Below are 12,633 nucleotides of genomic sequence, written 5' to 3' on the forward strand. Positions count from 1 at the left end.
CTAAGAAATATTCTATAATTAATAGAAAAAAGCAATTTAATAATTATATTTAAAATTCTGTTTAGAATTATCATTATTCAGTATAGCTTTATGAAGATAAATCTATTTTTATTACTTTCTGGCTATTATATACATTAAAAATTCATATGATGATGTAGTTTATATTCATGTTAAGATTTAGCAATTTTAGTTATTCTCTTGAGATTATATATTTTTAATTAGAAAGAAATCAAAAATTGAAGATAATTATGGCACTGATATAATTTATATTTGATTTGAGAATTATTCTGTAAAACTCAATAGGTTGCCCATTTTTAAGATGTTTACTGATTAGAGATATTTGATGTAACAGTAGAAATAGACTTAGGCGCTCAGACCTATTTGTTAACTAATATAAGACTTTATAGTGATTAATATATAAGTATAAGCTGACTTATTTAGATTAAATATTTTTTATAAATTGCTTTATAATATCTAATTTATATAAAGTAATTAAAAATATAAAAGTATTTTTTGGCATATATTCATTTATCTGTAATAATTTTTATTAAAAATCCTTTTTTTTCTAAGGTTTTTTATATTGCAGATAAATTACATAAGGTGATTTTTGCTATTTTATTAAGAAAAATATATTGTTTATTATCAATTATAATTTATATTGATTGATAAAATAAGATTTTATATCATATTTAATTGAATATAAAGTCAAATGATACAATAATCACTTCTTTTACTAACTTAGTTATAAATATTCTTATCATAAAATTACAAGGTATATATAACATTTTATTTTTTAATTTATCAGCAGTTATCTTTATACATGAGCGTTTATAATTATCGTAATGAGTATTACTATCGACATGATCAATGAGAGTTGAAATTAGGATAAATTGAATGATACAAGTTACTATAGAGATGGTTAATATAAAAGTTTTTTATAAGCTAATCAAAATTCAGGTATCAAATTTTGTATAATTTAAAGGGAGATATTCTTTATCCATTTTCTTTTTCGTTTTTTATATAGTTAGCAAGAGCATCAGTTTCTTGTTTAGTAAAAAAAAGGCCAAGTTTTGAACGGCGCCATAATATATCTTCACATGTTTTTGCCCATTCTTTTTCCATTAACCATTTTACTTCTATTTCATAAAGCCCATGTCCAAAATATTTTCCTTTATCCATATTCCCATTCGCAAATATTATAAATGTCTCTAAGCCATAGGAACGAGCGAGTCTACGGCAAGTAAAAGCATCTAAATCTGGAAGTAAAACAGAAATTCTCTTTTCAATCAGATCTAATCTATTATATGGAAAATCACCTCCAGGGAGCACAGAATTCATTGTCCATGGTCCTTTCTTAGGACCAAGCGCTTTTTCAATAAATTTCATTACATCTTCAGCCAATATGCGATAAGTTGTTATTTTTCCACCATACAGATTAAGAATTTTGGGTGTATTTTCTATACCTATTTCTTTTAGGACATAATCACGGGTTATTTCTTGAGCTATTGAAGTACCATCATCATAAAGAGGACGAACACCCGAATAAGTCCATATAATGCTATCACGCAATATCGGTTGTGTGAAATATTCATTTGCTACTGCGCAAATATAATCGATTTCTTCATCACTAATAGATACATCAGTAGGATTACCTTGATAATCACAATCTGTTGTTCCGATTAATGTAAATTCTTCCTGATATGGAATAGCGAAAATAATACGATTATCATTATTTTGTAAAATATAAGCGCGGTTATGTATATCAAGTTTTGGAACCAAAATATGTGATCCTTTAACAAGCCGTGTAGATGGAAGTTCTGTAGAATTTAAAACATTTTCTAAAACATGATTAATCCAAGGACCAACCATATTTGCAATATAAGAAGCTGTAACGCAATATTTTTTATCACTTAATTTATCATGAAGAGTAATAAGCCATTTGTTCTCTTTTATTGTTAAGGATAGAACTTCTGTTCGTACTTTTATATCAGCTCCCCATTTTTCTGCATCTCGTGCATTAGCAATGACCAAGCGAGCATCATCTACTATTGCATCAGAATATTCAAAACCCTTATGATATTTTGTTTTAAGAGGAGTACAAAAATTTTTTGAAAAATCAATCATTTTGGTACGCTGAAATATTTGATTCCAACCACCAAGATAATCATAAATAAAAAGTCCTAAACGTAATATCCAAGAAGACCGTAATTTTTTATGATAAGGTAGGATAAAGCGTAAAGGATGTACAATGTGCGGAGCCATACGCCAAATAATTTCGCGTTCTTTCAATGCTTTACGAACTAATCTGAATTCATAGTGTTCAAGATAACGAAGACCACCATGAATAAGCTTTGTTGATGCACTCGATGTACCCGATGCGAGATCATTCATTTCAGCTAATCCAACACTAAACCCACGACCAGCTGCATCTCTGGCTACTCCGCATCCATTTATTCCACCGCCAATAATAAATAGATCATAATGCGTAGTGGCTTTCATTGTTTTTTCTTTCATATTTTAAGTTGGCTTTACAGGAGTTAATGGTGTCAATATTTGAGCGGTTAAGATAAGTGTTTTATATCAAATATTGGCATATTTCTTTTAATAAAAAAATATGCATGAAAATATTCTATATATTAGATAATAGAAAACAGGCTATCTTCATAATTTGCTAAATTATAATATATAATTTAAATGGTTTGTTGCATAAATATGATACTTGATCATATAAGTTTATAAACACTTAAGCTAAATACAAAGACAGATAAATGATCGATCGAGCTCAATATTTTAAATTACCATTCATGAAATTTTTTTTAATAGCCATCATATTGAGTGTTTTTACGTATTCATTTTTATCATATGCGCAAACAAAAAAACAAATGTCAAATCATCTGACTATAGAAAATCTTAAAATACAACTTCTGGAAGATCCTGCTTTTTTATCGAAGCTTAGCGAGAAAAACACAAAAAACATCAATGATGATTATATTCGACAGATTATAAGAGACTATCTACTTAATAATCCGGAGATTATGATTGAAATGCAACTTATCCTTCAAGAAAAATTTGAGCAGCATCGTCAACAGGAAGCGCAAAAACAAGCTAAAATTATTAAGTTATTAGAAAAGGAAATTTTTCAATCTCCTTATGATGCCGTTTTAGGAAATCCAAATGGCAAAATAGTGCTTGTTGAATTTTTTGATTACAATTGTAGGCATTGTAAACGTTCTTATTCAGATTTAATAAGCCTAACACAAGAATACTCAGATCTACGAATAGTTATCAAAGATTTACCAATTTTAGGGCCTGATTCCATAGAGACACATATTATTGCTTATGTTTTTAGAAAGCTCTTTCCAGAGAAGTATTTTCAGTTTCATAAACAACTCTTAATGAGTCAAGGTCGTGCAAATGAAGCTAAGGCTATAAAAATAGCAGTTTCTTTAGGAGCAAATGAAAAAGAATTACGTAATGCAATGCAAAACTTAAACTTACGGAAATTCTTTCAAGAGAATATTCAAATTGCTTCTGACTTGAATATCACTGGTGCTCCCGCTTATATTATTGGAGATAAAATATTTATTGGAGCTGTGGAAAAAAATATTTTGCAAGCAGCGATAGAAAATGCACAATAAACTTTTCTTTACTCGATTAGATTGTTGAAAAATACATCAATGTATTGATTCTTTGATTTTTTTGTTAACAGATTTATAAATGTGGATTTGTATCACAGATTAATTTAATTACAATGTGCACATAATAATTAGGGGAAGTTTCATTAAAATTTAAAAAATATTTAGTCATAAGGATAGTAAGTACTAGCAATTTTATCGGTCAAGGAGTTAGGAATAAAATGGCAACAAAAAAAACAGATATTAACCAATATACTGGGATTGATACAGCAATTATCCGCGACCTTGCTGAAATTTTGAATGATACAAATTTGACCAATATTGAAATTGAACAAGGTGGGTTTCGAATTTGTGTAGCGCGCCAAAAGACTTCTTCTTCTGAGCAAACAGTTTATGTACCTATTTCTGACTCTACAGTAGTTCCTTCTTCACTTGCAACAACTGAAGATTCTACAAAAAAAGAGAAATCAAAAAATGAGATAGTATCTCCAATGGTTGGTACAGCATATCTTGCTCCTGCACCAGGTACGCAACCTTTTGTAAAAGTAGGGCAAAATGTTTCTAAAGGTCAAACCTTACTGATTATTGAAGCGATGAAAACTATGAATCAAATTTCATCACCGCGTGCAGGTACTGTGACTGCTATTTTAGTTAAAGATGGTCAACCAGTTGAATTTGATGAACCACTTATTATAGTTGAATAAAGCGGAGGGATAGCTATGATTCAAAAAATCCTCATTGCTAATCGAGGAGAAATTGCTCTTCGCATTCTGCGAGCGTGTAAAGAACTTGGAATTAAAACCGTAGCTATTCATTCCACTGCTGATGCTGATGCTATGCATGTTCGACTTGCTGATGAAAGTGTATGTATTGGTCCTCCACAATCTCGCGATTCTTATTTAAATATTTATCAAATTATTTCGGCCTGTGAAATTACAGGAGCGGATGCTGTTCATCCAGGTTATGGATTTCTCTCTGAAAATGCAAAGTTTGCAGATGTATTGGAAGCTCATAATATTACATTTATCGGTCCAACAGCAGCGCATATTCGTATTATGGGTGATAAAATAGAAGCTAAAAAAACTGCTAAGAACCTTGGTATCCCAGTCGTACCAGGCTCTAATGAGGCTATAGTTGAAGAAAAAGAGGCTTTACGCATTGCTAATGAAATTGGCTATCCAGTTATTATTAAAGCTTCTGCAGGTGGTGGTGGACGCGGTATGAAAGTTGTTCATTCTGAACAAAAACTTTTAACAGCTCTCAAAACAGCACGTTCAGAAGCTAATGCTGCTTTTAATGATGATTCAGTTTATATTGAAAAATATCTAGAAAAACCACGTCATATTGAAATTCAGGTCATAGGTGATGGAGCTGGTAATGCTATACACTTAGGAGAGCGTGATTGTTCACTTCAACGGCGCCACCAAAAAGTATGGGAAGAAGCGAATTCACCTGTACTTAATGAAATTGAGCGGAAAAAAATTGGTAATATTGTTGCAAATGCCTGTGCGAAACTTCGATATCGTGGGGCGGGTACCATTGAATTTCTTTACGAAAATGGTGAATTCTATTTTATTGAGATGAATACTCGTTTACAAGTTGAACATCCTGTAACTGAAGCAATTACAGGTATAGATTTGGTTCATGAACAAATTCATATTGCATCTGGTTTAGGGCTTTCAGTTACCCAAAAAGATATCCATTTTTCTGGTCATGCCATTGAATGCCGTATTAATGCTGAAGACCCAATTAATTTTATACCATCTCCAGGACTTATTACCCATTTTCATACACCTGGGGGATTAGGAGTTCGTGTTGATTCAGGTGCTTATTCAGGTTACCGTATTCCTCCCTATTACGATAGCTTAATCGGAAAACTGATTGTTCATGGTCGTACACGTTTGGAATGTATGATGCGTTTACGGCGTGCTTTAAGTGAGTTTGTGGTTGATGGTATCAAAACTACATTACCTTTATTTTGTGATCTTATTGACAATCAAGATATTGCTAATGGTAACTATGATATACATTGGTTAGAAAAATATCTTTCAAATAAGTTAGTTTCTTCCGATTTATAAATAGTAAGTTTATATGTAATACTTGTTTATCAATACAAATATATTAATCAATAAAACATCCAACTAATTTGACTGAGGTATATATATATCTTATAATATATAAATGACGTGCATCATTTTTTATTTGCCTTTTTGTGAGTTTATGCTATTTCCAATATAGTATGCCCTTATAGCTCAGTTGGTAGAGCACCTGATTTGTAATCAGGGGGTCGGGAGTTCGAGTCTCTCTGGGGGCACCGTTTTGTGCATTTAATATGTTAAAATATATAGATTTTCTTTAAATTTCTGTTTTTAAGACCATCTTTTAGGCTATCTTTTGCGATTTATACGGTTTTACTTAGTTTGTTCTTATTTGTTCTATATTTTTCTTTGGGTTGAATGCTAGGGTTTCTTTTTTCATTTCATTATTCTATTTAACCTATATGGTTCTGGAAATACCCTTTGAAGCACCTAATTATGAAGTATTGTTTTGAATACATTAAAAGGTCGTGCGTACTCATGTGTCGTTATATATCTACCATTTATCGTCAAATATTATTTCATTACTCGTTCTATTTATAGATTATGTAAATGGAGCGAGGCTTAGGAAACATCTGCATAATGTGAAGAGAATTTGATTAAATTTTTTTCATATTTTGTCTATTTTTTCTAAAAATACTTCGATATTTTTATTTATATGTTCAATTTATTTATCATAATGTTAAATGAGATAAATTTTGATACCTAAAGCGATAATTAATAAGTGAAGTGTAAGCTTAAAGATCAAAAATTATATTATTTTCATACTGTAAGTATCATTTAAAGAGTGAATTTGAAAAGTATATTTAGATTTAGTTTTGCTATTTATAAAGGAGTATAGATGAACTATTAGCTTTGGTATTTGATTTCTATTAATTTATGACTTTTAATAAGATTACCTGGAGATGTTGTGAAATGAAGAAGGATATCAAAAAAATAAAATGTGTGAATTGATTGTTCAAGAGATTTTTCAAATGGCTGAAAATTGATATTCCATGGAAAAGTATTTAAGCTTTAGAATTCCTGGTTTTCTTGTTCAAAAGGTGTATGGTAAGGTTGCATTGAATTAATTTTGCAGCTTTAGCAGTAATTTTAATATCCCTGTAAGCTTTAATTTTTTATGTCAGTATTAACAGTAGTTTACTTTGGTAGCTAATTAGCCTGAATTCTTATTCAGAGTAATTTTCCTGTTACATTATTAGAGATATTTAAAGTATTTCAGCCTTTTAATCATCATAATGACGGTTTTAATTTTTGTATTTTAGGGTTTTTCCTATCGTGTTAGTAAAGCACATGCACAAGTGATATTGGTATGGTCGTGTTCTTTATACAAAGACAATTATATCATGTTATTAGATATATCAATTTATAGATGTTTTTAAAAAAGTTAGATTAATTATATTAAAATAGTATTCTCAATTTTTACTTACAAAATCTTATAAATTAAGAAGTATTTTTAAATATTAAATATTTTATAAAATAATATTGAATTTTACTATTTAAGATATATTAGTTGATTAATTAGAAAAACTAGAAATGCTAATGTATACAGATTCAAAAATTATTTTAGAAAGAAAGGCAGATAATCAAATAAGCAGTTGTATCTCTTTGTTAATTATTAGAAAGAATTTAAACAATTAAAAGGTTTATAAATATAGAATGCATTTTTATTTTCTTAAAAATGAGAGAGAATAAAATATCTATATGAGGAGATAGAACGAGGAGGTTATTTGTTTACTTAATAGGATAATAATAGAGATATATGAATAGTACTCCTATAACATTTTATCATTCTCCACCATTGGTAAAATTTGCTGTAGCGCCAATGTTGGGTTGGACAGATCGGCATTGCAGATTTTTTTATCGTCTTTTGACGAAAAAGGCATTACTTTATACTGAAATGTTCGTAGCTGATACTGTGATTCATGGCATCCGTAAAAAATTATTGGCTTTCAGTGATGAAGAACATCCAATTGCATTACAATTAGGAGGATCAGATCCAAAAAAATTAGCAGAAGCTGCACGTATTGCCGAAGACTTTGGTTATGACGAAATTAACTTAAATGTTGGTTGTCCATCAGATCGTGTTCAGGCAGGTGTATTTGGTGCTTGTTTAATGTTACATCCTGATGTTGTAGCGCAGGCTGTAGAAGCGATGAAACGAACTGTTACTATAGCTGTGACTGTTAAATGTCGTATTGGTGTAGATGATCAGGATGAAGAATTGGCTTTAGACTTTTTAGCTGATCGTGTGTGGAATGCAGGCTGTGATGCGCTATGGGTACATGCGCGTAAAGCGTGGTTAAAAGGATTAAGTCCAAAAGAAAACCGTGATATTCCACCACTTAATTATAAAAGGGTTTATAATTTAAAACGTAAATATGAAAATAATTTTATTGGATTAAATGGTGGGATAAAATCAATTAGTGAAATAAAAGAGCACTTAAGATTATGTGATGCTGCTATGGTTGGACGACAAGTTTATCATAATCCCATTTGGCTGTGCCTTATTGATTCTGAAATATATGGTGAACCGCAGAATAATCTTAGTGATCATGATCTTATTAATGCTATGTGTGAGTATACTGCCAAACATATAGCTTCAGGAGGGCGTCTTTCTCACATTACACGTCATATGCTTGGTTTATTTCAAGGGCGTGATGGTGCACGACGATGGCGACAAATATTATCACATAATGCAACAAAGATAGATGCCAATGTACATATTTTAAAAGAAGCTTTTGCCGCTATCAGTTAAGATAATTTGATAAAAATTTTAATATTATATAATAAATTGTAATTTATGGGTAATTATTAAAAAATTGTGGTGTTTCGAGGAAGAGATAAATAAAGATCTTAATTGATTAGAGTTACGCTCTGTTAAAAGTTTAAAAAGATATGAAAGTTTACTGCAATAATTATATACAGCAAGATATTAGTTTAATATGTTACCTTTAAAGAGATTTTCAATATTTTCTCTCTTATTATTCTAAATACTTATTAAGTAGTGCATCTTATATTTGTAGCATGAAAAAAAACAATAAATTATTTATATCCTATCTATAAAAGAAAGTTCTAATTATATATTGTAGATTCGAAAAGGTATTTTTATGATTGCTAGGCCATTTGATGACTTTCGTGCTTTATTAATAAATTTACCTGTTGCTGATGAATTTACAATGACTTTAGCAAAAAAACGGCATGCACAATTAGTGAAAACAAAAGGTGCATTAGGAAAATTAGAAGATATTGCAGTTTGGTATGCGGGATGGAGGAGCGAAGAAAAACCAATTATAATGAAACCTCTAGTTGCTGTTTTTTCTGGTAATCATGGGGTTACTGATGAGGGTGTTACGCCATTTCCACGATCTATGACACAACAGATGGTACAAAATTTTACAACAGGTTGTGCTGCTATCAATCAGATTTGTGTAGCTTATGATCTTGGATTGAAAATATATGATTTAGCATTAGAATATCCAACAATGAATATTACAAAAGACGCTGCAATGGATGAGCGTAGTGCAGCTGCAACAATGGCATTTGGAATGGAAGCAATTGCCGGAGGAACAGATCTCTTGTGTATTGGGGAAATGGGAATTGGCAATACGACTATAGCTTCAGCTTTATGTCTTGCTTTATTTGGTGGAGAAGCTGAGGAATGGGTAGGATCTGGCATGGGAGCTGTAGGAGAATTTTATCAGCGCAAGGTCATGGCTGTAAAAACAGCAATCTCTTTACATAAGAATTATTTTAATGATCCTTTTGAAATTATGCGCCGCTTAGGAGGGCGTGAGATTGCTGCTATGGTAGGGGCTATTTTAGCTGCAAGAATGGAAAAAATTCCAGTTATTTTAGATGGATTTGTAGCAACAGCGGCAGCAGCAGTGCTGTATAAAATGAATCCAACTTCTCTTGATCATACACTCGTTGGCCATGTTTCTTCTGAAGCAGCTCATCGTAAACTTTTAGAAAAAATTGGGAAAAAACCACTTTTGGATTTAGAGATGTGTCTTGGTGAAGGAACAGGTGCAGCTATAGCAGCTGGTGTTGTTAAGGCAGCCGTCTTAGTTCATGCGCAAATGGGAATGTCTGAGTAGAAAAATTTAATATTAAAAAGTGAAAATATAATCATAAATATTTAAAAACTTTAAAAATATAATTTTCTAGAAAATAAAAAACTTTATCAAATTATAAAATTTAAGCTTCCTAAAATCATTCATTTTTTCGCATAAAGAGGTATTTGGGTTTTGTAATTTTAAAAAATCGGTATCCTATATTATTTTTCAGTTGAAAAAAAGCATATCATGAATGAATTACAAATTTTCATAATATCTAAATTTAGAACGCGTAAGTTGGAGTCTTTAGTGATTACTAATCATTTCAATATATTCTAGATATATTGGCTTTACTAGTGGCTTCTAATGTAACCAGATATTATCTTATAGGTTGTAAATTTAAAATCTTCTTTTAGTGAATTCATATTTAAAATTAGATGTTATTTCAATTAATTATAATAATAGCATTTTAACTAAGTAGAGTTTTTATTAACAATTTCAGTGAGATATTGAGTGCTACAACATATCAGATAAAGAATCCTGCTGTTTATGCATAGTGGTTCGATCTTATAGTAAAAGCTATCGTGATTAATCCATTATATTTGACATTGATAATCTCTTATATTGTTCACGTGGAGCTATAAACTTTATTAAAGTTAGCTAGTTTGATAAAAAATTGATATAATATCAAATTCATAAGAATTTACGTACTAAATAGCGGAGATATACAATAAGCTCATCATTAAACCATGGGTGTTTTTTTAACCAAAAAGTATTTCGCCATGATGGATGGGGTAAAGGCATAACATTATATCCCCGGGGTTGACGTATGGATAAGATATTTTTCCAATCACTGACGGTTTCCGAGACAGTTTTATGTTGTAGGTTTGTGATATGCCATTTGTGTGCATAACTTCCGATAGCAAGAACAAGTTTTATTTGTGGCATAGCTTGAAATACTTTTTCATGCCATATTTCTTTACATTCACTTCTTGGTGGCAAATCGGATTTATTTTGGTCATAGCCAGGAAAACAAAATCCCATAGGAACAATAGCAAATAGGGATCTATTGTAAAATTCATCACTGGTTACGCCCAACCAATTACGTAATCTTACGCCAGAACGATCATTAAAAGGGATAAAACTTTCATGCACACGCAATCCTGGTGCTTGGCCTGCAATTGCAATAGAAGCAATATTCGATAAATAGACAACAGGTCTTGGTTCATGCGGAAGAGGAGGAAGATAATGTGGATGTTTGATACAAACACGACAAGAATGAATATCTTTTTCTAATTTGATAATATGATCACATTGTTGTTTGTTCATGATAAATAAGAAATTAGAAAGATATTTTTATGGAGTAAAGAAATTACTTTATTTTTTTATACGAGGATGAGCTTTACGCCATTCTTGCGGTTTTTGAAAACTTGACTGCCATATTCCTTTTTTTTGTTTTTTGGCTTTTTGTTCTTCTTTACGGTAGTTATAAAAACTGATAGCCCAACCATTACGCACCATCGCTGCATTAATATTATTAATTTTTTGGGTTCTACATATAGCAATAATACGATGATATTTGTCTTTTTTAGACCAATAACATATAACAGATTGATGAGCTATAAGTTCTTCTAATTCTTTTTTGGCTTGGAAGCCACATGCATAGCGTTTTTTTTGTATGCCGCAAAATTGATTAAGCTCAGGAGCATCGATTCCTGCAAGTCGAATTATGACATCAGAAATTTTAATTGAATCACCATCAATGACCAATGCGTTACCTTTTATAGATTTTGGTGAAATAGAAATTATGTTAGGGGGAGATGCCGCAGTATATTTCGAATAAATTGTTCCGTTGATAAGAATAATGATTATTATAATGATACTGAAGATAATAAGTTTTTTGCTAAAACTATTCGAATTAGAAGAAGAATTATTTATTTTCATGAGCTAGAAATTATAATAATACGTTTTATCAGCTTAAATTATATTGAGAGCATTTGGAAGTACGTGACATTTTATAGAATTTTTTATTAAAAATAATTCATTGTTTTTAATAAAAAATATTATAATTAAAATGTCTTTAATTTTAATAAATTAATAGTAAATATATACATCATTTATAGTAATATATGATATTTTTATGTTAACAATATAAATATATTATAAAAAATTTTTCTCTAGATATACAAAGGACTTATTTTCTTATTCAAGAAAATATTAAAAGAACATCAAGTTTAAAATTATAAAAATTTTACTTCTTTTTTAAAAAGCTAGCAATGAATATATTACTGACTTTTAACTAGCTTAAATTGAATTCTTGAAAAAATCTTTGCCTTTATTATCAATAACAATAAAAGCAGGAAAGTTTTTAATTTTAATGCGCCATATGGCTTTTATGCTTGTGTCTGGGCTATTTTACAATATCAACTTTAAATGCAGTGTTGTGCTAAATTAGTTGCTGAGATACCAATTGAACTAAGATAAAACTACTATTGTTTTGAGCAAGAATCGCGAATTATTGGTGAACGGTTACCTTTTGCTAACATTATCATGGATCCTTTCGGTAATTGAAACTGCTCAACAAAAGAATCCATTCTTCAAGCTATTGTAGAGGCAAATGAGCCAGATGCATAGCCTCTGGCATTTTTATAGGACCGGCCTAATAAATAGGGATGATTTTTTTTAAATAATCCAGTACAGATTTATCTCACTCTAAATGCTCACGAATTTTGACGTTTGCCATATCGCGAGTAACAATAATTGGATCAATAAGAGAAATTCTTGTTTTAATAAGGTAGGTATTTTGCTAATTCCTTTAAAAATTCGTCTATAGGTTGGTTTAAG

10 protein-coding genes and 1 tRNA gene are annotated in these 12,633 nt (G+C 30.3%); 6 read left to right on the forward strand and 5 right to left on the reverse strand.

Annotated elements, in window-relative coordinates; all coding sequences use genetic code 11:
* Positions 1–993: 993 nt before the first annotated feature.
* Positions 994–2,499, reverse strand: a complete 1,506-nt coding sequence (gene glpD / locus M4Z11_RS05435; RefSeq protein WP_249677320.1) for a glycerol-3-phosphate dehydrogenase — start codon at positions 2,497–2,499, stop codon at positions 994–996.
* Between the two features lie 269 nt (positions 2,500–2,768).
* Here glpD and M4Z11_RS05440 point away from each other — a divergent pair, with 269 nt between their 5' ends.
* The 6 genes from M4Z11_RS05440 (at position 2,769) to cobT (ending at position 9,831) form a co-directional block, all read left to right on the forward strand.
* A complete protein-coding gene (locus M4Z11_RS05440) occupies positions 2,769–3,638 on the forward strand; it encodes a DsbA family protein (RefSeq protein WP_249677322.1) in 870 nt (289 codons plus the stop codon).
* Between the two features lie 218 nt (positions 3,639–3,856).
* Positions 3,857–4,339, forward strand: coding sequence for an acetyl-CoA carboxylase biotin carboxyl carrier protein (gene accB, locus M4Z11_RS05445; protein ID WP_249677324.1), 483 nt, complete (start codon positions 3,857–3,859; stop codon positions 4,337–4,339).
* A gap of 15 nt (positions 4,340–4,354) precedes the next feature.
* A complete protein-coding gene (gene accC, locus M4Z11_RS05450) occupies positions 4,355–5,713 on the forward strand; it encodes an acetyl-CoA carboxylase biotin carboxylase subunit (protein ID WP_249677326.1) in 1,359 nt (452 codons plus the stop codon).
* A 163-nt stretch (positions 5,714–5,876) separates the two neighbouring features.
* Positions 5,877–5,949 (forward strand) — tRNA-Thr (locus M4Z11_RS05455).
* Positions 5,950–7,508: 1,559 nt separating this feature from the next.
* A complete protein-coding gene (gene dusA, locus M4Z11_RS05460) occupies positions 7,509–8,489 on the forward strand; it encodes a tRNA dihydrouridine(20/20a) synthase DusA (protein WP_249677446.1) in 981 nt (326 codons plus the stop codon).
* Between the two features lie 352 nt (positions 8,490–8,841).
* Positions 8,842–9,831 (forward strand): nicotinate-nucleotide--dimethylbenzimidazole phosphoribosyltransferase, encoded by a 990-nt coding sequence (cobT, locus tag M4Z11_RS05465; protein ID WP_249677328.1) that lies wholly within the window; start codon positions 8,842–8,844, stop codon positions 9,829–9,831.
* A 651-nt stretch (positions 9,832–10,482) separates the two neighbouring features.
* On the opposite strand, the gene M4Z11_RS05470 is transcribed toward cobT, so the two are convergent.
* The 4 genes from M4Z11_RS05470 to M4Z11_RS07455 form a co-directional block, all read right to left on the reverse strand.
* Positions 10,483–11,118 (reverse strand): uracil-DNA glycosylase family protein, encoded by a 636-nt coding sequence (locus M4Z11_RS05470; RefSeq protein ID WP_249677329.1) that lies wholly within the window; start codon positions 11,116–11,118, stop codon positions 10,483–10,485.
* 48 nt (positions 11,119–11,166) lie between these two features.
* Complete coding sequence (locus M4Z11_RS05475) at positions 11,167–11,733, reverse strand: thermonuclease family protein (RefSeq protein WP_249677332.1); 567 nt, start codon at positions 11,731–11,733, stop codon at positions 11,167–11,169.
* Between the two features lie 360 nt (positions 11,734–12,093).
* Positions 12,094–12,186, reverse strand: coding sequence for a fumarate hydratase C-terminal domain-containing protein (locus M4Z11_RS07450; RefSeq protein ID WP_409337885.1), 93 nt, complete (start codon positions 12,184–12,186; stop codon positions 12,094–12,096).
* A gap of 92 nt (positions 12,187–12,278) precedes the next feature.
* A complete protein-coding gene (locus M4Z11_RS07455) occupies positions 12,279–12,383 on the reverse strand; it encodes a fumarate hydratase C-terminal domain-containing protein (RefSeq protein WP_409337884.1) in 105 nt (34 codons plus the stop codon).
* Positions 12,384–12,633 lie beyond the last annotated feature (250 nt).

The organism is Bartonella bilalgolemi (assembly GCF_023500045.1).
In the GTDB taxonomy this organism is placed as follows: Bacteria; Pseudomonadota; Alphaproteobacteria; order Rhizobiales; family Rhizobiaceae; genus Bartonella; species Bartonella bilalgolemii.

Bases quoted from the DNA above. Each gene is read 5' to 3' on its own strand.
- glpD (WP_249677320.1), bottom strand. From the start codon at position 2,499: ATGAAAGCCACTACGCATTATGATCTATTTATTATTGGCGGTGGAATA.
- M4Z11_RS05440 (WP_249677322.1), top strand. From the start codon at position 2,769: ATGATCGATCGAGCTCAATATTTTAAATTACCATTCATGAAATTTTTT.
- accB (WP_249677324.1), top strand. From the start codon at position 3,857: ATGGCAACAAAAAAAACAGATATTAACCAATATACTGGGATTGATACA.
- accC (WP_249677326.1), top strand. From the start codon at position 4,355: ATGATTCAAAAAATCCTCATTGCTAATCGAGGAGAAATTGCTCTTCGC.
- cobT (WP_249677328.1), top strand. From the start codon at position 8,842: ATGATTGCTAGGCCATTTGATGACTTTCGTGCTTTATTAATAAATTTA.
- M4Z11_RS05470 (WP_249677329.1), bottom strand. From the start codon at position 11,118: ATGAACAAACAACAATGTGATCATATTATCAAATTAGAAAAAGATATT.
- M4Z11_RS05475 (WP_249677332.1), bottom strand. From the start codon at position 11,733: ATGAAAATAAATAATTCTTCTTCTAATTCGAATAGTTTTAGCAAAAAA.
- M4Z11_RS07455 (WP_409337884.1), bottom strand. From the start codon at position 12,383: ATGGATTCTTTTGTTGAGCAGTTTCAATTACCGAAAGGATCCATGATA.